We start from the raw sequence: 22,226 nt of genomic DNA on the forward strand, positions 1-22,226 counted from the left end.
GGGTCGGGCCGGCCCGGCCGCGCCCGCCCGTCGGGCCCGCTCGCGGCCCCGGTTCGTCAGGCCCGCTCGCGGTCCCGGTTCGTCAGGCCCGCTCGCGGTCCCGGTCGCCGTCCACGCCGAGGATCGCCTCGAAGATCGAGGACAGGAGGCCCACGATCACGCCGGCGAGCAGGGCCCACCAGAAGCTGTCGAACTCCAGGGGCAGACCGAACAGGCCCGCGACCCACGCGGTGAGCAGCAGCATGAGCGCGTTGATGACCAGCATGAACAGCCCCAGCGTGAGACAGGTCAGCGGCAGGGCGAAGAACGAGAGGATCGGCTTCACGATCGCGTCGACGATCGCGAAGATCAGCGCGATGCCGGCGACCGTGAGGACCTGGCCGAGGATCGTGCCGTCGCCCTCCCCCAGGTGCATGCCCGGCAGCAGGAGGGAGGTGAGCCAGAGTGCGACGCCGACGATGATGAGGTGCCCGATGAACCTGAACATGGGTGAAGTCTTCCAGAGCCGCCCGTGAGCGACCAGGGGATGTTCCGCGCGTGGGCCCGCGGCCCCGCCTCGCCCTGCCTCGCCATCCGGCCGACGGCGCGTGCCCGCGCGCCGCTCTGGAACAATGGGGCCATGCCGCAGAGCTTCGCCGACCTGACGCCCCCGATCGCCCTCACGCCGCTGGACGGCCGCTACCGCGACCAGGTCGCGCCGCTGGTCGACCACCTCTCCGAGGCGGCCCTGAACCGTTCCCGGCTGATCGTGGAGACCGAGTGGGTCATCCACCTCCTGGACAACGAGGCGATCCCGGGCCTGCGCACGCTCACGGAGGACGAGCGCGCCCTGCTGCGCGCGATCCCCGAGGACTTCGGCGCCGAGGGCATCGCCGAGCACAAGGAGATCGAGCGCGAGACCGTGCACGACGTCAAGGCCGTCGAGTACTACATCAAGCGCCGCCTGCAGGGCACCTCCCTCGAGCCGCTCGCCGAGATCGTGCACATCTACTGCACGAGCGAGGACGTCAACAACCTCGCCTACGCGCTCATGATCAAGGGCGCCGTCCGCGACGTGTGGCTGCCCGCCTTCGAGGGCGTGGTCGCCCAGATCGCCGACCTCGCCCGCGAGACCGCCGACGTCCCGATGCTCTCGCGCACCCACGGCCAGCCGGCGACGCCCACCACACTGGGCAAGGAGCTCGCGGTGTTCGCGCACCGTCTGCAGCGGCAGGCGCGGCGGATCCCCGCCAACCAGACCCTCGGGAAGATCAACGGCGCGACCGGCACGTACGCGGCGCACGCGATCTCCGTGCCGGACACCGACTGGGAGCAGATCTCCCGCAGCTTCGTGGAGCACCTCGACCTCACCTGGAACCCGCTGACCACCCAGATCGAGTCCCACGACTGGCAGGCCGAGCTGTACGCGGACATGGCCCGCGCGGGCCGCATCCTCCACAACGTCGCGACCGACGTGTGGACGTACATCTCGCTGGGCTACTTCCGTCAGCGCCTCTCCGCGCAGGGCGGCACGGGCTCCTCGACGATGCCGCACAAGGTGAACCCGATCCGCTTCGAGAACGCCGAGGCGAACCTCGAGATCTCCGGCGCGCTGCTCGACGTGCTCAGCCAGACCCTCGTCACCTCGCGCATGCAGCGCGACCTCACCGACTCCACGACGCAGCGCAACGTGGCCCCTGCGATCGGGCACTCGCTGCTGGCGATCCAGAACATCGCCAAGGGCCTCGCGGGGCTCGACGTGGACGCCGAGGCGATGGCCGCCGACCTCGAGGGCAACTGGGAGGTGCTCGGCGAGGCCGTCCAGTCCGTCATGCGCACCCTGGGCGTCCAGGGCCACGAAGGCCTGGACAACCCCTACGAGCGACTCAAGGAGCTCACCCGCGGACACCGCGTGACCGGCGAGGACATGCGAGCCTTCATCGGAGATCTGGGCCTGCCCGATGCCGAGCGGGATCGTCTGCTGGCCCTCACCCCGGCGTCGTACGTCGGCTGCGCGCCGCGGCTCGTGGGGCACCTGGACGACTGACCGCCCGCCCGCGCCCCCAGAGCAGGACGACCGCCGAGATCGCCAGGATCCACGGCAGGTAGGCAACGTAGCGGAAGGGCTCGGCGATGGGAGCGGCCGCCATCAGGGTCGCCCACAGCAGCAGGGCCGGGAAGGCGACGACGAGGACCTCGCCCCGTCGGCCGTACCAGGCGGCCGCCATAACGAGCGCGAGCGCCCACACCCAGGTCCCTGCACCCGGTGTGGCCTCCAGCCCTCCGCGGTACACGGCCTCCATGCGCGCGCCGACGGTCTCCCCCAGCAGCGGTCGCTTCGTGACGCCGTGGCCCGCGAGGTCCGCCAGGATCTCGTCACGGTCCCCGGGCGCGTTCGAGATCGGCTCGAGGAAGAACGACTGCGAGGTGCCGCCGACTCCGATGGCGTCCCACCGCCACAGCTGCGAGGTCTGATCGCGGTATCCGGCGAGCATCGGCCCCGGGCAGCGGCCCAGCGTGCGGGCGAAGACCGCCAGGAACTCGCCCCGGGAGCCCTGGAGGGCGTCCTCGGAGAAGGCGGGGTCGTACTTCACGGGGTCCACGCTCTGCGGGCGGAAGACGTCGCGCCACGTCTGCGCCGGCATGATCCTCTCCAGGGTGCGGGCGTCCTCGGGCGCGATGCACTGCGGCTCGTGGACGAGGGTGCTGCCCACCATCTGCAGGGGCACGCCCAGGCTCTCGACGCTCTTCTGCGGGCCCGCGGCGAAGGTCAGGATCTGCTGCGGGAGCAGCGCGACCACCACGATGCCCGCGACCCACACGCACGCCGTGCGCCGCGCCCTCCGCGCCAGCACGACGATGAGCACGCCGACCAGCACGAGGATCACCAGAGCGTTGTTCCGGGTGAGGGCGAAGCCGAGCGCCGACACCACCATCGCGCAGAGGAAGCCCCGACTGCGCAGGCACCGCCCGCCCGTCTGCTGGATGGTCAGCAGCACGGGCACCAGCAGCAGCGTGAAGCCCGTGAACGCGGCATCCTTGACCAGGGCGAACGTGAAGTTCGCCGTGATCGGCAGGAGCCCGAGCACCACCGCGAGGACGAGGAGCACCGCACGCGGGACCCCCGTCCTCGAGAGCACCCGCAGCGTCCAGGACAGGCCGAGGCCGTACAGGATCACCTGCAGCAGCACGAGGGCGATGATCCCCGGGAGCATGCTGCCGGTGACGAGGCGCAGCCCGTGCACGACGCCGCTGATGATCATCGAGTAGACGAGCGGCTGCTGCGGCGCGACGCCGAGCGGATTGCGGATGCTCCAATAGGTGTCGTTCATCGCGTCCAGCGGGCCCACCGCCGCCCACATCAGCAGCCAGAGCACCGCGCTGATCCCTGCCATGCCCAGGCACGACCGCCACGAGGCGGGGCTGCCCGGCGCGCGCCGATCCCTCGCGGTGCGCGCGTCCACGGCGCTGAGCAGGATCCACATCCCCGCGGCGATCACCGCCGCGACCACGAGGTGCCGGCCGACCCTCCCGCCGCTCCACGGCATCTGCTCGACGGGGACGGCGAGGGCGTCAACCAGAGCGAGGAGAAGGGCGGGCGCGAGCGCGAACACCACCTTGCGTGCGCCGCCGCGCAGGAGCTCGAGCGCCACACGGGCATCCCATCACACTCGGGATCCGGCCCGAGCGCGACCCGCCGTCAGACCCGGGCGCTCCCGGTGCGGGAGAAGATCACGCGGTAGCTCACGAAGTTGCACACCGCGGCGACGCCGACGGCGATGATCTTCGCGGCGATCGCCACGACGCCCTCGGGGGCCTGCGGGAACAGCGCGCCGCACGCGTGCACCACCCCGGTGATGATCAGGGACTGGATCACGAGCGCGGTCACCAGGGTGACGGCCAGGAACGGCACGAACGCCCGGACGCCGGTGCCGTGGGCCCGGAAGACGAAGGCGCGGTTCACCGCGAAGCTCACGCAGATCGTGATCAGGGTGGAGACGACGTGCGCGGCGATCGGCGGCCAGTGCATCAGGAGCGTCCCGCCCGAGTACAGGCACAGGTCCAGCAGCGCCATGGCGCCGCCGGAGACCAGGAAGCGCCCGACCAGGGCGCGCAGGGACGTCGCGCGCTCAGCGGCCACCGAGGCTCTGCCCCTCACGACGCTGAAGGCGGTCGGTGTCACCTCGCACCACCGGCGCGCTCTCGGGCACGATCGGCTCGGGCGCACGCTCGTGCTGCGGCGCGCGCAGCTCCTCCGGCGACAACTCGCGCTGCGGCGCGAGGCCCGGGGTGGTCACCGGGGCGAGCCCCAGGTAGGCGAGCCGCGCCGCCTCGTGCCGGTTCCTCGTGGTGCCGGTCAGGATCACGCCGGCGGTCACCATCAGGCAGGCGATCACCATGAAGATCGCCGCGAGGAACGCGGTCGGGAAGCGCTCCACGAGGCCCGTGCGCGCGTACTCCGAGATGACGGGGATGCCGCTGATCAGGCCGGCCAGGAAGGCGACGATGCTCGCGGCGCCCCAGAACACGAACGGCTTCTCGAAGGCGAAGAGCTTGGCGATCGTGAGGATGATGCGTCGGCCGTCGGAGAAGGTGCTGAGCTTGGACTCGCTGCCGTCGGGCCGCTCGCCGAAGCCGACCGGCTTCTCGATCTGGGGCACGCGGGTGGCCAGCGAGTGGACCGTCAGCTCCGTCTCGATCTCGAAGCGCTGCGAGAGCGCCGGGAAGGACTTCACGAAGCGTCGGGAGAAGACGCGGAATCCGGAGAGCATGTCGGTGACGGGCTCGCCGAAGAGCCTCGAGACCACGCGGTTGAAGAAGCGGTTCCCCCAGGCGTGGCCCTTGCGGTACGCCGAGTTGTCCGGGTCGTCGACGCGGCAGCCCAGCACGTGGTCGTAGGGGCCCTCGAGCAGGGCCTCGACCATCGCGGGCGCGGAGGCGACGTCGTAGGTGTCGTCGCCGTCGATGAGCAGGTAGACGTCCGCATCGACGTCGGCGAAGGCGCGGCGCACCACGTTGCCCTTGCCCTGGAGGGTCTCGGTGCGCACGATCGCGCCGGCCTCGCGGGCCCGCTCCCGGGTGGCGTCCTTCGAGTTGTTGTCGTAGACGTACACCGTGATGCCGTCGAACGTCCTGCGCAGGTCCGACACGACCTTCGCGACGGTCGCCTCCTCGTTGTAGCAGGGGACGATGGCCGCGATGTCGAGCTGCTGCGGCGGGGGCGGAGTGGACGTCACGGCGCGAGAGTAGCAACGGGAGAGCGGCACCGCCTCTTCCCCTGAACCCCTGGTGAACCTACAGTGAACGCAGGTGCAAGGACGCACCGGACGGTCCGGCCGTCCCGGGCCGCCGCCTCACTCCCCGCCGCGGGGAGAGGTCGAGAGGTGATGGGGATGAGCACATTCGTCCACCCGTTCCGCGAGGGCTCGAAGGACCAGAAGGACCTGCTGGGCGGCAAGGGGGCGAACCTCGCCGAGATGACCCGGCTGGGCCTGCCCGTCCCGCCGGGCTTCACGATCACGACCGACGCCTGCCGCTACGTCATGCACCACGGCCAGAACCCGCCCGAGCTCGCCGAGCAGGTGACCGCCGCGCTCGAGGACGTCGAGCAGCAGATCGACCGGCGCTTCGGCGACCGCGAGGACCCGTTGCTGGTCTCCGTGCGCTCGGGCGCGGCGATCTCGATGCCCGGGATGATGGAGACGGTGTTGAACGTCGGCCTGAACGACGAGACCGTGCAGGGGCTCGCCGCGCAGTCCGGCTCCGAGCGCTTCGCCCAGGACTCCTACCGGCGTCTGCTGCAGATGTACGGGGCGACCGTGCTCGGCATCGGGGCGAGCATGTTCGAGGACGCGCTCGAGGCCGTCCGCGAGGACCGCGGAGCCGCCGACGACGCAGGACTGGACGCGGACGCTCTCAGGGAGATCGTCGGCCGGTACCAGCAGATCATCGAGCGCGAGACCGGGAGCCCCTTCCCGCAGGATCCGCGCGAGCAGCTGCGCGGCTCGATCAGCGCGGTCTTCGAGTCATGGAACGCGCCGCGCGCCGTCATCTACCGCAACGCCGAGCACATCGACCACGAGCTGGGCACCGCCGTGAACGTGGTCGCGATGGTCTTCGGGAACCTCGACGACCGCTCCGCGACCGGCGTCGCCTTCACCCGCGACCCGTCGACCGGCGAGCACGGCGTCTACGGCGACTTCCTGGTGGGTGCGCAGGGCGAGGACGTCGTCGCGGGCATCCGCAACACCCGGTCCCTCGAGGAGCTCGGCGAGGTGCTGCCCGATGCGTACCAGGAGCTGCTGCGCACCATGGACGTGCTCGAGGAGCACTACCGGGACCTGTGCGACATCGAGTTCACGATCGAGTCGGGGAAGCTGTGGATGCTGCAGACCCGCGTGGGCAAGCGCACCGCCGCCGCGGCATTCCTCATCGCCACGACCCTCGTGGACGAGGGCGCGATCGACGAGCGCGAGGCCCTCACCCGCGTGAGCGGCGCGCAGCTCACCCGGCTCATGTTCCCCCGCTTCGCGAGCGGCGAGCGCGACGTGCTCGCCCGCGGGATGGGCGCCTCCCCCGGCGCCGCCGTCGGCGAGGTCGTCTTCGACTCGGAGACCGTGATCGCCCGCGCCCAGGAAGGGCGCGACTGCCTGCTGGTGCGGCGCGAGACCAACCCCGACGACCTCGGCGGCATGCTCGCCGCCGAGGGCGTGCTGACCTCCCGCGGCGGCAAGACCTCCCATGCGGCCGTGGTCGCCCGCGGGCTCGGCAAGACCTGCGTGTGCGGGGCCGAGTCCCTCGACGTCGACCCGAAGGCGCGGGAGATCCGCATGGGCGGGGAGGTCGTCGCCCGGGAGGGGGACGTGCTCTCGATCGACGGCGCGACCGGCGAGGTCTTCGCCGGCCGCATCCCCGTCGAGCCCAGCGAGGTCGCCCAGTACCTCGAAGGGGATCTGGCCGCCGACGACCCCGGGGCGTCGGCCCTGGTCCGCTCGGTGGACCGGCTCATGCGAGTGGCCGACGAGGTCCGGCGCATGCAGGTGCGCGCGAACGCGGACACCGCGGCCGACGCCGAGCGGGCCCGGCAGATGGGCGCGCAGGGCATCGGCCTCGCACGCACCGAGCACATGTTCCTCGGCGAGCGCCGCGCCCAGGTCGAGAAGCTGATCCTCGCGGGCGACCCCGCCGAGCGCGAGGAGGCCCTCGCGGAGCTGCTGCCCGCGCAGCGGGAGGACTTCGCGGGCCTGCTGCGGGCGATGGGCGACCTGCCGGTGACCATCCGGCTGCTGGACCCGCCCCTGCACGAGTTCCTGCCGGACCTCACCGACCTCTCGGTGCGCATCGCCCGCGCCGAGGAGTCCGGGAGGAGGATCGAGCCGCACGAGCGGAAGGTCCTCGCCGCCGTGGAGCGGCTGCACGAGCAGAACCCGATGCTGGGGCTGCGCGGCGTGCGGCTGGGCCTGACGATCCCCGGGCTGTTCGGCATGCAGGTGCGCGCGATCCTCGAGGCCGAGCTCGAGGTCCGGGCCGACGGCGGGGACCCGCACGTCGAGATCATGATCCCGCTGGTGGGGTCCGTGCGCGAGCTGCGGGCGATCCGCCGGGAGATCGACGACGTCACCGAGGAGGTCGTGGCCGAGGCCCGTGCGGGCGCCGGGGCCGGGGCGGGTGCCGGGGCCGGGGAGGAGCTCACCACTCGGATCGGCACGATGATCGAGCTGCCGCGCGCCGCCCTGCGCGCCGGGGAGATCGCCGAGGCCGCCGAGTTCTTCAGCTTCGGCACGAACGACCTCACGCAGACCACATGGGGCTTCTCCCGCGACGACGTCGAGGCCGGGTTCTTCTTCACCTACAAGGAGCGCGGCATCCTCTCCGACAGCCCCTTCGAGTCCCTCGACCAGTACGGAGTGGGCGAGCTGGTGCGGATCGCCGCCGAGCGCGGACGGGCCACCAACCCGGACCTCACGCTCGGCGTGTGCGGGGAGCACGGCGGCGACCCCGCCTCCATCCACTTCTTCCACTCGCTCGGCCTCGACTACGTCTCGTGCTCCCCGTTCCGGGTGCCCGTCGCGCGCCTCGAGTGCGGGCGCGCGACGCTCCTCGAGGAGGGGTTCACGCCGCAGCCGTGAGGGCGACCGCGGAGGTGGGGCCCGGGCGCCGCCTCACCCCATCCGCGGGCGCACGGAGATGACGTCCATGCTCGCCTCGTCGGTCGCGCGGATCGCGAGGGCGACCGCGGAGGCGACCGACGTCGGCTCCAGGTACTTCTCGATCTCGTAGGGACCGTCCTCCATGCCGCGCAGCTCGTGCTGCATGTCGGTGTCGACGCGGCCCGCGTGCACGGAGCTCACCCGCACCCCGTGCCTGCGCTCCTCGAGGCGCAGGGCGTCGGTGAAGGCCCGCAGGGCGAACTTCGAGGCGCAGTAGGCGCCGCGCCCGCCGATGGAGTTGAAGCCGCTGCCGGAGTTCAGGGCGACCACAGTGCCGCGCGCCTTCCGCAGCGCGGGCAGCAGCAGCCGCGTGAGCTCGACGACGGCGGTCACGTTGACCTCCATCGAGCGGTTCCACTCGGAGACCGCCATCTCCTCGGTGGTGCCGCCCACCAGCACGCCGGCGCTGTGCACGACGGCGGAGAGGCCGTCCGGCAGGTCGAGCGCCGCGACCGCGTCGCCCACGGCCGGGTAGTCGGTGACGTCCACGGCGAAGGGCTCGGCCTCGGGGTAGGACGCGGCCAGCTCGGCGAGCGCCGCGGCGTCGCGTCCGCCGAGGATCAGACGGTGATCGCCGGCGAGCTCGTCGGCGACGGCGCGGCCGATCCCGCGGGAGGCGCCGGTGATGAGGACGGCGGGCCGACGGGCGGGTGCGGGAGAGGTCTCGGGAATGCTCATGCGGTCATTCTCCCAGGGCGCGGTGACGGTGCGCCCGGGCGGTCTCCGTCGGCCCGTCGACCTCGGTGAGCCCCGCGTCGATCACGCGGACCGCATCGCCCGGGTCCTCCCAGGCGGCCTCGTCGGCCGGGAGCAGGTGGACGCGGAAATCGTCGGCCCGCCAGTCCGTGCGCCCCTCCTCCCCCATCCGCTCGTACAGCAGCTGCGCGGCATGGCCCGCCTGCGCAGCGGTCTTGCCGGTGGAGATCTCCTCGAGCGGGGTGATCTCGACGTCGACGAGGGGCGGGGAGGCCGCGGGGGCTGTGGCGGGCGCGGCGGGTGCGGGGGCATCCTCGCGATCGCCACGGGGGAACTCGGTGCCGCCCACCTGCAGCTTCGCGAGCTCCTTGGGCAGCGGGTGCAGCGGCCCCGGGACGAAGGCGCGCACCTGCGCGGTGCCGTGGGCGACGGTGATGCCGGGCAGGGACTGCACCGCGTCCCAGCGGGCGCCGTCGGCCCGTCGCACGACCTTGCGGATCCAGCCCGCGCGCCAGTGCTCGACCTGGTCGGCCCACTCGCCCGTGCGGGAGCGCTCGTCGTCCAGGAGCTGGACGACGGCCTGGGCCGCGGCCTCGACGACGTCCTCATGGTGCGCGGGGTCCGCCCTCACGCGGTGCACCACGAGCTGCATCGCCCAGGGGTTCTCATGGTCGGGTCGGTCGGGTCTCTGCACGTTCTCGGTCACGACAGGGAGCAACGGGTCCGGGAGGCTCGGCATTCCCGCGGGGCGGGCATCGTCCCGGAGCGCGCGCACCCGGCGGTGGCACCATGTGTCCGTGGACGAGAGCGCACCTGACCCGCGGACGCCCCGGGCCGTCGACCTGCCGTCGACGTTCCTGGTGGCGGAGATCGTGATCGTGCTGGCGCTCTCGCTGGGGCGCTCGGGCGTGTACTCGATCGTCTCCCTCGCGAGGTCGCTCGCCGCCGGCCCGCTGAGCGGCCAGCAGGCGACGCTGAACAGCTCGCAGGACACGAACCCCTGGTTCGATCTGCTGCAGCAGCTGCTCGGGATCGCCTTCACCCTCGCACCCGTGGCACTGGTGATCCTGCTGCTGAGCGTGAGCGCGGGCAGTCTGCGGGGCGCCCTCGCCGGCCTCGGCCTCGCGCCCGCGCGACCTCTCGGCGACACCGTGCGCGGGATCGTGATCGCCGCGTGCATCGGCATCCCGGGCCTCGCCGTCTACTACGCGGGCCGGGCGATCGGGGCGACCCTCGAGGTGATCCCGGCGGCGCTCGACACGCACTGGTGGACGGTCCCCGTGCTGATCCTGCAGGCGGCGAAGAACGCCGTGCTCGAAGAGGTGATCGTCTCGGGGTATCTCGTGCAGAGGCTCGAGCGGCTGGGCGTGGGCACGGCGGGGATCCTCGCGATCACGGCGGTGCTGCGCGGCAGCTACCACCTCTACCAGGGCATCGGCCCCGGCATCGCGAATCTCGCGATGGGCCTGGTCTTCACCGAGTGCTTCCGGCGCACGCGACGCGTGGGCCCGCTGGTCATCGCCCACACGCTGCTGGATGTGGTGGCGTTCGTGGGGTATGCGCTGCTGAAGGACGTGCTGGGGCTGTAGCGCAAGGGCGTGGACGTGCGCTCAGGCCGGGGCGCACCCAGCCCATGCCCCTCGCCACCTGGTGCCGATAGCCTGGGCGCATGGTCTTCTCCCTGCCTCCGCACGCCACGATCGAGCAGCGCTCCAACAACTGGGGCGGCAACCACCGCTTCACCCCGCAGGCGGTGGTCCAACCGGAGACCGAGACCGAGGCCGTCGAGGCCGTGCGCTGGGCGATCGGGCGCCGCCTGCCGGTGCGCACGATGGGCGCCGGGCACTCGTTCTCCCCGCTGATCCCCACCGGCGGCGTGCTCGTGAAGCTCGGCGCGATGAGCGGCCTGACCGGCGTGGACAGCGCGAACGGGCGCGTGCGCGCGCATGCGGGCACTCCCCTGTCCCAGCTGTTCGAGGAGCTGTGGGCGCAGGGCCTCTCGCTGCCCGTGCAGGGCGATCACGACGCCCAGTCGATCGCGGGCGCGCTGGCCACCGGCACCCACGGGTCCGGCGTCGACTCGCAGATCATGAGCGAGGCGATCACGGGCCTGCGGCTCGTCGACGGACGCGGCGAGATCGTGGAGATCGACGAGGACGAGGTGGATCGCCTGCGCGCGGCACGCGTGTCCCTGGGTGCGCTCGGCGTGATCCTCGAGATCGAGCTGCAGACGGTCCCCGCCTACCACCTGCGAGATCGCCGCGAGCTGGTGGATCTCGACCCCGCGACCGCGGATCTGGCCGCGCTCGGCGACAGCGCCCGCCACGTGCAGGTGCACTGGTTCCCCTCCGACGCCTCCCCCGCGCTGCTGCAGCTGGACGTCGAGGAGGGTGCGAGTGCCGCCGGGAAGGCGCTCGTGCGGCGCCTCGATGTCGCCGAGGAGGGCGAGGAGGGCGCCGCGCCCGCCTACCAGGTGTTCACGGGCCGCTCCACGAAGCCGTTCCACGAGATGGAGCTCGCGTTCCCCGCGGATCGGGCCGACGAGGCCTTCTCGCGTCTGACCTCGCTGAACGTGAAGGAGTTCCCTGAGCACCAGTACCCCATCGAGCTGCGATGGGTCGCGGGGGACGATGCCCCGCTCTCGATCGCGCAGGGCGGGCCGCGGGTGACGATCGCGCTGACGGCGAAGACCAGCTCGGACTACTGGCCGCTGCTCACCGCGGCCGACGCGATCGGCGAGGAGCTCGGCGCGCGCCCCCACTGGGGCAAGCTGCACCTGCTCGACCGCGGCCGGGCGGAGGGGCTCTACCCGCAGCTGGGCGTCTTCGACGAGGTGCGCGCGGAGCTGGACCCGCACGGCCTGTTCCTCAACGACCACCTGCGCGCCCTGCTGGACTGAGCGGGGCGGGGCCGGCCGGGGTGGGGCTGGGCGAGACCGCCCGGAGACGGGCGGAGCGGACGACTCCTCACCGAGAGGCGAGTTGTGGTCCCAAAAGAGCACGAATGACGACATCAACTCACCTCTCGCGGGGGTGATGCCGCATCAACTCACCTCTCGCGGGCGTTGTGCGGCAGCACGAGCGCGAGCGGCGGGTCGGGGTCGGAGGCGTCTCAGAGCACGTAGGGCTCGGCGTCGGTCTCGCTGACCATCGGCAGCGAGGACTCGAACCAGATGTCCATGCCTCCGGCGACGTTGACCGCCTCGAAGCCGTTCTGGTTCAGCCACTGGGTGACCTGGAAGCTGCGACCGCCGGAGCGGCACACGATGAAGAGCGGGTCGTCGTCCTCGGGCAGCTCGCCCAGGTGCTCCATGAAGGAGCTCGCCGGCACGTGCTGCGCGCGCGGGGCGTGGCCGGCCTTCCATTCGTCGTCCTCGCGCACGTCGATGAGGTGCGCGCCCTCGGGGATCTCGGTGGGGGCCACGGATTCGATGTCCATGGCCCCCAGCCTACGAGCCGACGGCCGGCCCGTGCTGCTCGCGCGTCGCGCCGGTCCGACCGTGCCGCTCGCGCGTCGGAGCGGCCGACGCGTCCCGCTCACGCGTCGGACCGGGCGACCCGTCCCACGAGGGGCGCGCTGACCACGACGCTGAGGGCGACCAGGCCGAGCGCGCCGAGCGCGGAGCCGATGTACTGCACGACCGCGCCCACGGCGAAGCCGCCGCTCATCACGGGGGCGAGGAGCCCCGCTGCACTCAGGCCCGCGACGATCGCGGCGAGTGCGAGGGGGATCGCGATCTCGGCGATGCGGGCGCGCTGGAGGGCGCTCACGGTCGCGCCCGCCACGTGCTGCGAGCGGTAGACGCGCGCCTGGTCGAGCACTCGGGCGGTCTGCGTGACCCCGGTCGAGACGGCGGCGAGCACGGCGGCGATGCCCAGGGTGAGCAGTCCGCCGGTGTGCAGCGCGGTGCTGAGCGCCCGCTCGGCGGGGGTCTCGTCCATGTTCCCGAACATGCTGGTCAGCGTCAGGAATCCTGCGATGACGAGGCCGAAGGTGATGCCGGAGACGGCACGCCATCCGGCGCGGGGGTCGGCCGCGAGTCGACGCGCTCCCACCAGCAGGGCGGGTCCGGGCGCGATGGCGGCGATGATCCGCGCGACCACCCACACCACGAACGGGCCGACGATGTTCACGCTGCCGAGCACGAGCGCCATGAGGATCGCGAGCACGGCGATCAGCACGCCGATCCCGTTCGGGATCCCGCCCACGACCTGCGGCAGGATCTGGAAGGCGCCGATGAACAGCACGATCAGCGCCGCCCAGACGATCAGTCGCACGACGGACATGCGCACGATCCGCGAGTCCCGGGCGACCCCGAGCGGTGAGATCGCGACGCCCGCGAGCCCGATCCCGGCGGAGATGCCCGCGAGCAGCGTCGCCGCGATCACCAGGACCGGATATGCCCAGAGCGGCATCAGCAGCTCGCCGAAGGTGAAGGGCGTCATCCCGAAGTCGAGGGCCGTGAGCGCCGGGGTGACGGCGAGGTGCGCGAGCAGGCCGAGCAGGGAGCCGACGAGGGCCTGGGCGAGGACGTCGGCCACGGCGAGCGCGCCGACCTGGGCGGTGGTGCCGCCCACCAGGCGCACCGCGGCGAGGTCCCTCTCGCGGCGGGACAGGCTGAGCTTCGCGGCGGCGCTTCCCAGACCCATGGCGCTGGGCACGAGGAGGACGGTCGCGACGATCGCGCAGGTCATGAGGAAGGAGGCGTTGGAGGCCTCGGCCGTGGGCGGGCCGTCGCCGACGGGCGAGGCGGCGGCGCGGGAGGCGAAGGCGCCGAGCCCGCCGAGGACGGTCGCGAGGATGCCGGTGGAGGCCGTGAAGCCGATGATGGGGAGGGCAGTGGCGATCCCGCCGCGACGCCGCAGGACGAGCGGGGCGGTGTGCAGGAGGCTCATCGCGCGCCTCCCTCGCGGTGGAACTGCTGGGCGATGCGGCCGTCGCGCATGGCGATGGTCCGCTCGCAGGTCGCGGCGACCGAGGGGTCGTGGGTGACCATCACGAGCGCCGCGCCCGCGTCCTGGCAGGCCTCGGCGAGCACCTGGAGCACGCTGTGGCCGGTGGTCTGGTCGAGTGCGCCGGTGGGCTCGTCGGCGAAGACCACCGACGGCCGGCCGGCGAGGGCGCGGGCGATCGCCACGCGCTGGGCCTGGCCGCCGGAGAGCTGACCCGGCCGCCGCTCGTGCATGCCCGCGAGGCCCAGGCGATCGAGCCAGGCCGACGCCTCGGCGCTCGCGGCGCGCCGGGAGGCGCCGCCGAGCATGCGCGGGAGCACCACGTTCTCCAGGGCGGTCAGCTCGGGAAGGAGCTGGCCGTCCTGGAAGACGAATCCGAAGCTCGTGCGGCGCAGGCGGGTGCGCGCGGCGTCGGAGAGGGAGTCCAGCGAGGCGCCGGCGTGGACGACGCTCCCGGAGGTGGGCGGCAGGATGCCGGCGAGCACATGCAGGAGGGTCGTCTTGCCGCAGCCGGAGGGGCCCATCACCGCGACCGACTCCGCGGCGCGGATGTCGAGGTCCACGCCGTCCAGCGCGAGGGTCGCGCCGGCCTTCTCCCCGTAGGAATGGCGCAGGGCGCGGGCCTGGAGCACCGGGGCGGGGCCGGACGGGCCCGGGACGGCGGGCTGGGGCGAGGACTGTGGTGCGGGCTGTGAGGGCAGAGGTGTCGAGGTCATGGCTCCACCCTCCGCCGCGCGCCCCCGGACGCGCATCGGCCCCGGGAACGGATTCCCGGGGCCGATGTCGGACCGTGGTCTGACTCCGGCGCTCAGCCGAAGCGACCGGAGATGTAGTCCTCCGTCTGCGTGTTGGAGGGGTTGGTGAACATCTTCTCGGTCTCGTCGATCTCGATGAGGTGCCCGGGCTTGCCGGTCCCCGCGATGTTGAAGAAGCCGGTGCGGTCGGAGACGCGCGAGGCCTGCTGCATGTTGTGCGTGACGATGACGATCGTGAAGTCCTGCTTCATCTCGTGGATGAGGTCCTCGATCGCGAGCGTGGAGATCGGGTCGAGCGCCGAGCAGGGCTCGTCCATGAGGATCACCTCGGGCTTCACGGCGATCGCGCGGGCGATGCACAGGCGCTGCTGCTGCCCGCCGGAGAGGCCCAGGCCCGGCTTGTCGAGGCGGTCCTTGACCTCCTCCCAGAGGTTCGCGCCCTTCAGCGAGGTCTCCACGAGCTCCTCGGACGCGGAGCGGGAGATGCGCTTGTTGTTGAGCTTGACCCCGGCCAGCACGTTGTCCTTGATGGACATGGTGGGGAACGGGTTGGGCTTCTGGAAGACCATGCCCACGCGGCGGCGGACGTTCACGGGATCGACGCCCGGGCCGTAGATGTCCGAGCCCTCGATCTCGACGCGGCCCTTCGCGTAGGCGCCGGGGATGACCTCGTGCATCCGGTTCAGGGTGCGCAGGAACGTCGACTTCCCGCAGCCCGACGGGCCGATGAGGGCCGTGACCGAGCGGGGCTGGAGGGTGACGGTCACGTCCTCCACGGCGAGGAAGTCGCCGTAGTAGATGTTGAGGTCCTCCACGTTGATGGCCTGGGCCATGGGGTGTCCTTTCGGTGCAGGGCTGCGCCGCCGGCTCAGCGGCCGAGCTTGGGGGCGAAGAGGCGGCTGACGAGGCGGGCGACGATGTTCAGGATCATCACCATGAGGATGAGCGTGAGGGCTGCGGCCCAGGCGCGGTCGTAGTTGATCGTCGTCGAGCACGCGTACTGCATGTGCGTGATCGGGTTGGTGATGGCGTCCGAGTTGCAGACGGCGTTGCCCGAACGGTACTGGCTGTTGATGAAGGTCGGCAGGGTCTGCATGCGTCCGCTGAACAGGTTGCCGTTCATCATCGGCAGCGCGCCGACGGTCAGCAGCAGGGGCGCGGTCTCGCCGATCACGCGGGCGATGGCGAGGGTGACGCCGGTGGTGAGGCCTGCGATCGAGGTGCGCAGCACGACCTTCATGATCGTGAGCCACTTGGGCACGCCGAGTCCGTAGGCGGCCTCGCGCAGCTCGAGGGGCACCAGGCGCAGCATCTCCTCGCTCGAGCGCACCACGGTCGGGATCATGAGCACGCTGAGCGCGACCGAGCCCATCAGGCCGATGCGGATGCCGGGGTCGTTCGTGATGGTGATGAACAGGGCCAGGCCGAACAGGCCCGCGACGATCGAGGGGATGCCCGTCATCACGTCGACCAGGAAGGTGATGCCGCGTCCCAGGACCCGGAGCGCGCCGTAGCGGGCGTACTCGACCAGGAAGATCGCGGTGAGCAGGCCGATGGGGACCGAGATGATGCTCGCGCCGAGCGTGATCAGCAGGGTGCCGACGATCGCGTGGGCGATGCCGCCGGAGACCATGCCGCCGACGACGCCGGCCATGTCGGCGCTCCAGAAGTACCCGGGGTACGGGCTGATGAGCTTGCCGAGGCCGCGGTGCAGGACCTCCCACAGCAGGGAGATCAGCGGGATCATGGCGACGGCGAAGGCGCCGAAGACGAGCAGGGTCGCGAAGCGGTCGTTCGCCCAGCGCCGGCCCTCGCGGATCCGCGAGTAGCCGTACCCGATGACCAGGTGCAGGACGTAGCCGAGCACCACGAGCCCGCCGATCGAGAAGCTGTTGAACAGCACCAGCACGATCGCGGCGAGCACGATCGCGATCGCCGCGGTGAGCAGCAGGTGGTACCAGGGCAGGCGGCGCTCGGATGCTCCCGAGCCGGTGATCAGCCCGGAGGATGCGGTGCGTGCGGGGGTGGCGCTCATGGTGTTCCCTCCCGGCCCCTCACGCCTTCGCCGAGCGCGAGACGATCGCGCGGGCGAGGGCGTTGATGACGAAGGTGATGATGAACAGGACCAGGCCGGTGAAGATCAGCCGGGCCATGACGTCGGGCGTGGCCTCGGCGCTCTGCGAGGCGATGTTCGCGGCGATCGTGTTGTGCTTGCCGACCTCGAGGATGTGCAGGGAGAACGTGGATCCCGGGGACAGCACCATGAGCACGGCCATGGTCTCGCCGAGCGCGCGTCCGAGGCCCAGCATCGAGGCGGAGACGACGCCCGAGCGGCCGAAGGGCAGCACGACGGCGCGGATCGTCTCCCAGCGGGTCGCGCCGAGCGCGAGGGCCGCCTCCTCCTGCAGCCGTGGGGTCTGCAGGAAGACCTCGCGGGAGACGGCGGTGATGATCGGCAGGATCATCACGGCGAGCACGATCGAGGCGGTCGCGAGGTTGCGCATCGGCGTGGAGGGTTCACCGCCGAACAGCGGGAACCAGCCCAGGTACTTGTTGAGCAGCTCGTAGAGCGGCTGCATCTTCGGCACCAGCCACACGCCGCCCCAGAGGCCGAAGACGACCGAGGGCACGGCGGCCAGCAGGTCGATCATGAAGCCCAGCGGGGTGGCCAGTCGACGCGGCGCGAAGTGGGAGATGAACAGGGCGATCCCGATGGAGACGGGCACGGCCATGATGAGTGCGAGCAGCGCGGCGAAGACCGTGCCGAACACGAGCGGCGCGGCGAAGGACCACAGCGAGATCGCGTCGGGCCCGCCGCCCAGCTCCTTGCTGTCGCGGATCGCGGGGATCGAGCGGACCGTCAGGAAGATCGCGACCAGCGCGAGCGTGACGAAGATGAGCAGACCGGAGCCGACGCTCAGGCCGGTGAAGATCACGTCGCCGGGTCGGCGCTTGGAGCGGCGGCCGGCCACGGCCTTGGATCCGCCGGGCTCGGGGCTCTGCGCGGGGTCCTGCTCCGGTGCCGTGGACGCGGGGTCTGCGGCGGCGGGGGTGCTCATGGGGCGCCTTCCTGTGGGCGGGCCGGTGAGGGGGCCGACGGCCGGGTGCGCCGCACGCGGGAGTCGTTCCCCGTGCGGCGCACCAGAGCGCCCGTCGGCCGTGCGCTCATCGATCGGTCGGGACTCAGCCCTTCGCCTTGATCTTCTCGATCGAGGCGGTGGCGTCCTTGGAGAGCGTGTCGGACAGCGGCGCGTTGCCGGCGACCTCGCCCGCGGCCTTCTGGCCGTCCGAGGAGACCACGTAGGAAGCGTAGGACTTCACGAGGTCCGCGGTCTCCTGGTCCTTGTAGGTGTCGCACAGGGCCATGTAGGAGACGAGGACCAGCGGGTAGGTCGAGGGATCGTCCAGGGTGCGGTCCAGCTGGACGACGATGTCGCCGTCCTCGCGGTCCTTCTCGCGCGGGGAGTCCTCGACGGCCTTGGCGGCGGCCTCGGGCGAGTACTCGACGTACTCGTCTCCCACCTTGATCTTGGCGATGCCGAGGTTCCCGGCCTTCGAGGCGTCGGCGTAGCCGATGGTGCCGTCGCCGCCCTCGACCACGGAGATCAGGCCGGAGGTGCCGTCGCCGGACTGGCCGCCCTTGACGGGCCAGTCCTCGACCTCGCCGTGCTTCCACGCCTTGGGCGCGGTCTTCTCGAGGTACTGGGTGAAGTTCTCGGTGGTGCCGGAGGAGTCCGAGCGGTGCACCGGGGTGATCTTGGTCGACGGCAGGTCGACGTCCGGGTTGTCCTTCTTGATCGCGTCGTCGTCCCAGGTGGTGATGTCGCCGGCGAAGATCCCGGCGATGGTCTCCGGGGAGAGCTGCAGGTCGTCGACGCCCTTGAGGTTGAAGACGACGGCGATCGGCGAGATGTAGATCGGCACGTCGAAGGCCTTGCCGCCCTGGCAGGCGTCGGCCGACTGCTTGATCTCGTCCTTCGTGAGGGCGGCGTCCGTGCCGGCGAACTGGACGCCGGAGTTCAGGAACTGCTCGCGGCCCGCTCCGGAGCCGACGGAGTCGTAGGTCACCTGAGCATCGGGGTTCACGGCCTGGAAGCTCTGGGTCCAGGCGCTCTCGGCCGACTCGGCCGAGGAGGCGCCGGCGCCGGCGAGCTTGCCGGAGACGCTGCCGGATGCGGCCGCGCCGCCCCCGTCCGACGTGGCGGTGCCGCCGTCGGAGCCGCCACAGGCGGACAGGGCGAGTGCGGCGGTGAGTCCGAGCGCGGCGAGAGGGGCGAGCGTGGTCTTGCGAACGATCACTGCGATTCCTTCCGGGGCAGGGCCCACGAGTACGAGGAGCGCGCCTCAGGGTGACCGGGCGGGATACCCGGCGGGGGCGACATGCGCGACGCTAGGGAGCCGAGGTGTCCGCTCGCCCGCCGCCGTGTGAACGTCAGATGAACGGGCGGCGCACTCCCGCGCACGGGCATCGGAAGCGCAGGTCAGGGTGCATATACAGGTGCATCACACCGAGGTCACGGTCCGGTCACAGCTCGGGTCGCGGCAGCGGCTCGGGAGGCCGCGGATCGGGTCGGCAGGTCCGGGACCGGGTCAGTAGGTCCCGGACGTGGACTCCGCCAGGGAGCCGAGCACGAACCCGCCGACGACGAGGAGCAGGAGGAGGGTGCCGATGATCGAGATGATCAGACCCGCGATCGCGAAGCCTCGGCCGCCGTGGGTGCTGTTCCCCCCCGTCGCCTGCATGCCGATGACGGAGAAGATGACGCCGAGCGGCGAGAGGGCGCCGCAGGCCACCACGAGGCCCACGAGTCCCAGGACGAAGCCGGCGATCGCCATCCCCGACGTCGGCCGGGGCGCGTACCCGGCGCCGTGCATCCCGCCGGGGTAGGCCGTCGAGGCCTGGTACGACGGCTGGTAGGCGGGCTGGTAGGACGGCTGATGACTCGGCGCCCCATCGGGCCCATCAGGCCGGGGCGCCTGCTCCGGCGACCCGAAGGGCCCTCCCGAAGGGGCCGAGGAGCCGGTGGCGTAGGGATCCGTCGGGCCGTATCCGCTGCCCGAGCCGTACGGATCGTGGGAGCCGTACGAGGCGCCCGAGCCGTAGGAGTCGGCCGAGCCGTAGGAGTCGGCCGAGCCATAGGGGGAACCCGAGCCGTACGGGTCGCTCGAGCCGTAGGAATCGTTGGCACCGGTCGAATCGCCCGCGCCGTAGGGCGACGGTGCGGAGCCCTGAGGGTCCTGGGGTCCGGGGGCGCTGAAGCCGCCGTAGCCGCTGCTGTCACTCATCGGATCGTGTTCTCCTGCATGGTCTCGTCGGGGCTCGCCGCCCCACGTGCGTCATTCTGCCGGTCGGGAGCCCGCCTCGCGGGAGTCCGCCGGGCGGGCCGTCCTGAGCATCGCCCCCGGCCTCGTCGGCCGTCGGGTCATTCGATGCGCGGCTGATGGCGCTCGACGGCGACGATGCGCCCTCCGGGGACGGCGTGCACGATGAGCGCCTCGCCGGCCGAGAGATACGGGTCCGAGCGCGGCAGCTCGAGTGCGGCCTCCCTGCTCGCGAATTCGCGCACGGTGGCGATGACGGTGGGGAGCACGGGCCGGTGGGTGCACAGGATCGTCGGCCGGGCCTCGCGCAGCACGCGCTCGACGACCGCGGCGGTGCGCGAGGGCTCGGACGCGTGCCCTGCCTCGGTGAGCGATTCCTTGGTGGCGATGTCCAGACCGGAGAGCCGCGCGTACGGCTGGACCGTCGCCCGGCAGCGCTTCCAGGGGCTGGAGACCACGGAGTCCGGCGCGAAGGCGTCGATCATCGGCGGCAGGGCCTTGGCCTGCTTCTTCCCCTTCGAGTTCAGGGGTCGGCTCTTCTCGCCGTCGCGCCACTTCGAGCGGGAGACGGCCGCGGCATGGCGCTGGATGATGATCGGCCGGGTGCGCGCGGTGTCCTCGGCGAGCTGCTCGGAGAGCGCGGTGAGGGTCACGCGGTCTGTCTGCCGGGTGAGCAGCTGCTCGGCCTCGGAGATCTCCACCCAGCGGGTCTCGTCGATCTCCTTGGGATTCTTCGGGCCGGGTCCGATGCGCGAGCGCACGGCCGCGGTCCAGTACTGGACGATCTTCGAGCGGCCGTCGGGCAGCAGATAGACGGAGGCGGGCAGCGGACGGTGCAGCCGCACGCGGTACCCGGTCTCCTCCCCCACCTCTCGGACGGCCGCGGCGGGGAACGTCTCCTTCGCCTCGAGCTTCCCCTTGGGGATCGACCAGTCGTCGTAGCGGGGGCGGTGCACGAGCAGCACCTGCACCGTGCCGTGCTTCTCGCGCCAGATCAGCGCGCCCGCCGCGAGCACGGCGGGCTGGGCGCCGGGGACCGCCATCGTGCTCATGCGTTCGTCGCGTCCGACGGCGCGGAGCTCGGGGCCGCGGGGTCCGACGCCTCGGCCGGGCCCGACGGGCCGACCTCGCGGGCGCGGCGGAACTGGAGATCACGTCCGGAGACGTCGAAGCCCAGGTGCTCGTAGAGGCCGAGCGCAGGAGTGTTGTCCCCCTCGACGTAGAGGGTCGCGGCGCCGACGCCGTCGGCGGCGAGAGCGCGCAGGGCGCGGCTGAGCAGGGCTCCGGCCACGCCCTGGCCGGCGGCCTCGGGGTCGGTGCCGACGGCGTAGATCTCGGCGTCGGGCGCGCTCCGGGGCTCCTCGGGCTCCTCGCGCTTGACCCACACGAAGCCCAGCAGCTCGTCGCCGCGGCGCGCCACGTGGAGGTCCTCCGCCCGGAACCAGGGCTGAGCCATGCGCTCGTCGAGGTCCGCACGGGTCAGGCGGCCCTGCTCGGGATGGCCGGCGAAGGCGCGCGCGTTCACGCGCACCCAGGCGTCGGCATCGCGCGCCGGGTCGAAGGCGTCCAGCTCGATCGCCGCGTCCCGGGGCTCGCGCGCCGGGATCTCCGCGGCGGCGTCGGCACCCTCTACGAGCACGCGGCGCATCGTGAGCAGCTCGCGCACGGGCTCGAATCCGCGCTCGCGCAGGAAGGCGACCGAGGCGTCGAGCGCTCCGTGGGCCCAGATCCCGGCGTCGGGGCGACGCTCGAGGACCGCGTCCAGCAGCTGCGAGCCCAGGCCGCGGCGCCGGGCCCCGGGTTCGACGGCGCCCTGGGCGGTGCCGTCCGGCAGCACGGAGGCGTAGGCGAGGACGCGCGGCAGGGCCGACGAGCCCGATGAGCCCGCTGAATCGGGTGAGCCCGGTGAGTCGGGTGAGTCCGACGAGGGGTCGGAGAGCAGCAGGTGCAGCGTCCCGTCGGCACGCTCGGCGTGCAGGGCGAACAGCGCGGCCTCGTCCAGTGCGGCGACGCCGTCGTGGGCGCGGGTCCGCTCGAGGAGGAGGTCGACCGCCGGGCGCTGCGCAGGGCGCAGCTCGTCCGTGACGATCATGCGGGGGTGTCCTTATGGTCCGTGGCAGGGCTCCGCCGTCGGCGGCTCGTAGACTGCCACTGTAGCGTTCCCCCGAGCGGTCCCGGGACGCCCTCCCGCGGCGCGGGAGCGGGCGTCGCACCGGATGTCCCGGAGGGCGCGCGGACCCGCGGACGACCGGCGACGAGCCGGCCTCGGACCACGGGCCCGCACCAGGGCAGGACTTACGCGGACGACGACA

Annotated in this window: 20 protein-coding genes; 4 read left to right on the forward strand and 16 right to left on the reverse strand. The window is 72.1% G+C overall.

All coding sequences use genetic code 11. From position 1 onward, the window contains the following. Nucleotides 1-82: 82 nt before the first annotated feature. Nucleotides 83-487: a phage holin family protein gene (locus M4486_RS10010; RefSeq protein WP_249481004.1), complete on the reverse strand. Its 405-nt coding sequence runs from the start codon at nucleotides 485-487 to the stop codon at nucleotides 83-85. A gap of 132 nt (nucleotides 488-619) precedes the next feature. Between M4486_RS10010 and purB the strand changes: the two genes are divergently transcribed. Continuing rightward, nucleotides 620-2,026, forward strand: a complete 1,407-nt coding sequence (purB, locus tag M4486_RS10015; RefSeq protein WP_249481006.1) for an adenylosuccinate lyase — start codon at nucleotides 620-622, stop codon at nucleotides 2,024-2,026. On the opposite strand, the gene M4486_RS10020 is transcribed toward purB, so the two are convergent. The 3 genes from M4486_RS10020 to M4486_RS10030 are packed head-to-tail and all read right to left on the reverse strand — an operon-like array spanning nucleotide 1,968 to nucleotide 5,216. Then, nucleotides 1,968-3,632, reverse strand: a complete 1,665-nt coding sequence (locus tag M4486_RS10020; RefSeq protein ID WP_249481008.1) for a DUF6020 family protein — start codon at nucleotides 3,630-3,632, stop codon at nucleotides 1,968-1,970. The genes purB and M4486_RS10020 overlap by 59 nt on opposite strands. Before the next feature lie 47 nt (nucleotides 3,633-3,679). Then, the gene (locus M4486_RS10025) at nucleotides 3,680-4,120 is read right to left on the reverse strand and encodes a GtrA family protein (RefSeq protein WP_249481010.1); all 441 of its coding nucleotides are present in this window, start codon (nucleotides 4,118-4,120) and stop codon (nucleotides 3,680-3,682) included. After that, nucleotides 4,110-5,216, reverse strand: coding sequence for a glycosyltransferase (locus M4486_RS10030; RefSeq protein WP_249481012.1), 1,107 nt, complete (start codon nucleotides 5,214-5,216; stop codon nucleotides 4,110-4,112). Before M4486_RS10030 ends, M4486_RS10025 begins: the two co-directional genes overlap by 11 nt. 156 nt (nucleotides 5,217-5,372) lie before the next feature. On the opposite strand from M4486_RS10030, the gene ppdK reads away from it, so the two are divergent. Then, nucleotides 5,373-8,108: a pyruvate, phosphate dikinase gene (gene ppdK / locus M4486_RS10035; RefSeq protein ID WP_249481013.1), complete on the forward strand. Its 2,736-nt coding sequence runs from the start codon at nucleotides 5,373-5,375 to the stop codon at nucleotides 8,106-8,108. A 33-nt stretch (nucleotides 8,109-8,141) separates the two neighbouring features. Here the strand turns inward: ppdK and M4486_RS10040 are convergent, their stop codons facing one another. Both M4486_RS10040 and M4486_RS10045 read right to left on the reverse strand, forming a co-directional pair. Further along, nucleotides 8,142-8,867, reverse strand: a complete 726-nt coding sequence (locus M4486_RS10040) for an SDR family oxidoreductase (protein ID WP_249481015.1) — start codon at nucleotides 8,865-8,867, stop codon at nucleotides 8,142-8,144. Between the two features lie 4 nt (nucleotides 8,868-8,871). Beyond that, nucleotides 8,872-9,591, reverse strand: coding sequence for a peptidyl-tRNA hydrolase (locus M4486_RS10045; protein WP_249481017.1), 720 nt, complete (start codon nucleotides 9,589-9,591; stop codon nucleotides 8,872-8,874). A 91-nt stretch (nucleotides 9,592-9,682) separates the two neighbouring features. Here M4486_RS10045 and M4486_RS10050 point away from each other — a divergent pair, with 91 nt between their 5' ends. Then, entirely contained in the window at nucleotides 9,683-10,474 is a 792-nt protein-coding gene (locus tag M4486_RS10050; RefSeq protein ID WP_249481019.1) for a CPBP family intramembrane glutamic endopeptidase, read from the forward strand. Nucleotides 10,475-10,554: 80 nt separating this feature from the next. Beyond that, nucleotides 10,555-11,784: a D-arabinono-1,4-lactone oxidase gene (locus M4486_RS10055; protein ID WP_249481020.1), complete on the forward strand. Its 1,230-nt coding sequence runs from the start codon at nucleotides 10,555-10,557 to the stop codon at nucleotides 11,782-11,784. Between the two features lie 212 nt (nucleotides 11,785-11,996). Here the strand turns inward: M4486_RS10055 and M4486_RS10060 are convergent, their stop codons facing one another. The 10 genes from M4486_RS10060 to mshD form a co-directional block, all read right to left on the reverse strand. Then, nucleotides 11,997-12,323 (reverse strand): rhodanese-like domain-containing protein, encoded by a 327-nt coding sequence (locus tag M4486_RS10060; protein ID WP_249481022.1) that lies wholly within the window; start codon nucleotides 12,321-12,323, stop codon nucleotides 11,997-11,999. A gap of 98 nt (nucleotides 12,324-12,421) precedes the next feature. Continuing rightward, complete coding sequence (locus M4486_RS10065; RefSeq protein WP_249481024.1) at nucleotides 12,422-13,780, reverse strand: permease; 1,359 nt, start codon at nucleotides 13,778-13,780, stop codon at nucleotides 12,422-12,424. Next, nucleotides 13,777-14,553, reverse strand: a complete 777-nt coding sequence (locus M4486_RS10070; protein WP_249481026.1) for an ABC transporter ATP-binding protein — start codon at nucleotides 14,551-14,553, stop codon at nucleotides 13,777-13,779. The genes M4486_RS10065 and M4486_RS10070 overlap by 4 nt, the downstream gene beginning before the upstream one ends. Nucleotides 14,554-14,645: 92 nt before the next feature. Beyond that, nucleotides 14,646-15,425 (reverse strand): phosphate ABC transporter ATP-binding protein PstB, encoded by a 780-nt coding sequence (pstB, locus tag M4486_RS10075; RefSeq protein ID WP_249481027.1) that lies wholly within the window; start codon nucleotides 15,423-15,425, stop codon nucleotides 14,646-14,648. 35 nt (nucleotides 15,426-15,460) lie between these two features. Beyond that, complete coding sequence (pstA, locus tag M4486_RS10080; protein ID WP_249481029.1) at nucleotides 15,461-16,627, reverse strand: phosphate ABC transporter permease PstA; 1,167 nt, start codon at nucleotides 16,625-16,627, stop codon at nucleotides 15,461-15,463. A 19-nt stretch (nucleotides 16,628-16,646) separates the two neighbouring features. Continuing rightward, nucleotides 16,647-17,651 carry a phosphate ABC transporter permease subunit PstC gene (gene pstC / locus M4486_RS10085; protein WP_249481031.1) on the reverse strand — a complete coding sequence of 335 codons (1,005 nt, stop codon included), beginning with the start codon at nucleotides 17,649-17,651 and terminating at the stop codon, nucleotides 16,647-16,649. 124 nt (nucleotides 17,652-17,775) lie between these two features. Further along, nucleotides 17,776-18,891, reverse strand: coding sequence for a phosphate ABC transporter substrate-binding protein PstS (pstS, locus tag M4486_RS10090; RefSeq protein WP_249481033.1), 1,116 nt, complete (start codon nucleotides 18,889-18,891; stop codon nucleotides 17,776-17,778). Between the two features lie 291 nt (nucleotides 18,892-19,182). Beyond that, a complete protein-coding gene (locus M4486_RS10095; protein WP_249481036.1) occupies nucleotides 19,183-19,878 on the reverse strand; it encodes a DUF4190 domain-containing protein in 696 nt (231 codons plus the stop codon). 137 nt (nucleotides 19,879-20,015) lie between these two features. Then, nucleotides 20,016-20,966, reverse strand: a complete 951-nt coding sequence (locus M4486_RS10100) for an NUDIX hydrolase (protein ID WP_249481038.1) — start codon at nucleotides 20,964-20,966, stop codon at nucleotides 20,016-20,018. Then, nucleotides 20,963-22,006 (reverse strand): mycothiol synthase, encoded by a 1,044-nt coding sequence (gene mshD / locus M4486_RS10105; protein ID WP_249481039.1) that lies wholly within the window; start codon nucleotides 22,004-22,006, stop codon nucleotides 20,963-20,965. The genes M4486_RS10100 and mshD overlap by 4 nt, the downstream gene beginning before the upstream one ends. Between the last annotated feature and the right edge of the window lie 220 nt (nucleotides 22,007-22,226).

The organism is Brachybacterium kimchii (genome assembly GCF_023373525.1).
GTDB classification, from domain to species: domain Bacteria; phylum Actinomycetota; class Actinomycetes; order Actinomycetales; family Dermabacteraceae; genus Brachybacterium; species Brachybacterium kimchii.

Excerpts from the sequence above, each read along its gene's own strand:
- M4486_RS10055 (WP_249481020.1), top strand. The coding sequence starts at position 10,555 with ATGGTCTTCTCCCTGCCTCCGCACGCCACGATCGAGCAGCGCTCCAAC.
- M4486_RS10095 (WP_249481036.1), bottom strand. The coding sequence starts at position 19,878 with ATGAGTGACAGCAGCGGCTACGGCGGCTTCAGCGCCCCCGGACCCCAG.
- mshD (WP_249481039.1), bottom strand. The coding sequence starts at position 22,006 with ATGATCGTCACGGACGAGCTGCGCCCTGCGCAGCGCCCGGCGGTCGAC.
- M4486_RS10100 (WP_249481038.1), bottom strand. The coding sequence starts at position 20,966 with ATGAGCACGATGGCGGTCCCCGGCGCCCAGCCCGCCGTGCTCGCGGCG.
- pstB (WP_249481027.1), bottom strand. The coding sequence starts at position 15,425 with ATGGCCCAGGCCATCAACGTGGAGGACCTCAACATCTACTACGGCGAC.
- ppdK (WP_249481013.1), top strand. The coding sequence starts at position 5,373 with ATGAGCACATTCGTCCACCCGTTCCGCGAGGGCTCGAAGGACCAGAAG.
- purB (WP_249481006.1), top strand. The coding sequence starts at position 620 with ATGCCGCAGAGCTTCGCCGACCTGACGCCCCCGATCGCCCTCACGCCG.
- M4486_RS10065 (WP_249481024.1), bottom strand. The coding sequence starts at position 13,780 with ATGAGCCTCCTGCACACCGCCCCGCTCGTCCTGCGGCGTCGCGGCGGG.
- M4486_RS10010 (WP_249481004.1), bottom strand. The coding sequence starts at position 487 with ATGTTCAGGTTCATCGGGCACCTCATCATCGTCGGCGTCGCACTCTGG.
- pstA (WP_249481029.1), bottom strand. The coding sequence starts at position 16,627 with ATGAGCGCCACCCCCGCACGCACCGCATCCTCCGGGCTGATCACCGGC.
- M4486_RS10040 (WP_249481015.1), bottom strand. The coding sequence starts at position 8,867 with ATGAGCATTCCCGAGACCTCTCCCGCACCCGCCCGTCGGCCCGCCGTC.
- pstC (WP_249481031.1), bottom strand. The coding sequence starts at position 17,651 with ATGAGCACCCCCGCCGCCGCAGACCCCGCGTCCACGGCACCGGAGCAG.
- M4486_RS10070 (WP_249481026.1), bottom strand. The coding sequence starts at position 14,553 with ATGACCTCGACACCTCTGCCCTCACAGCCCGCACCACAGTCCTCGCCC.
- M4486_RS10060 (WP_249481022.1), bottom strand. The coding sequence starts at position 12,323 with ATGGACATCGAATCCGTGGCCCCCACCGAGATCCCCGAGGGCGCGCAC.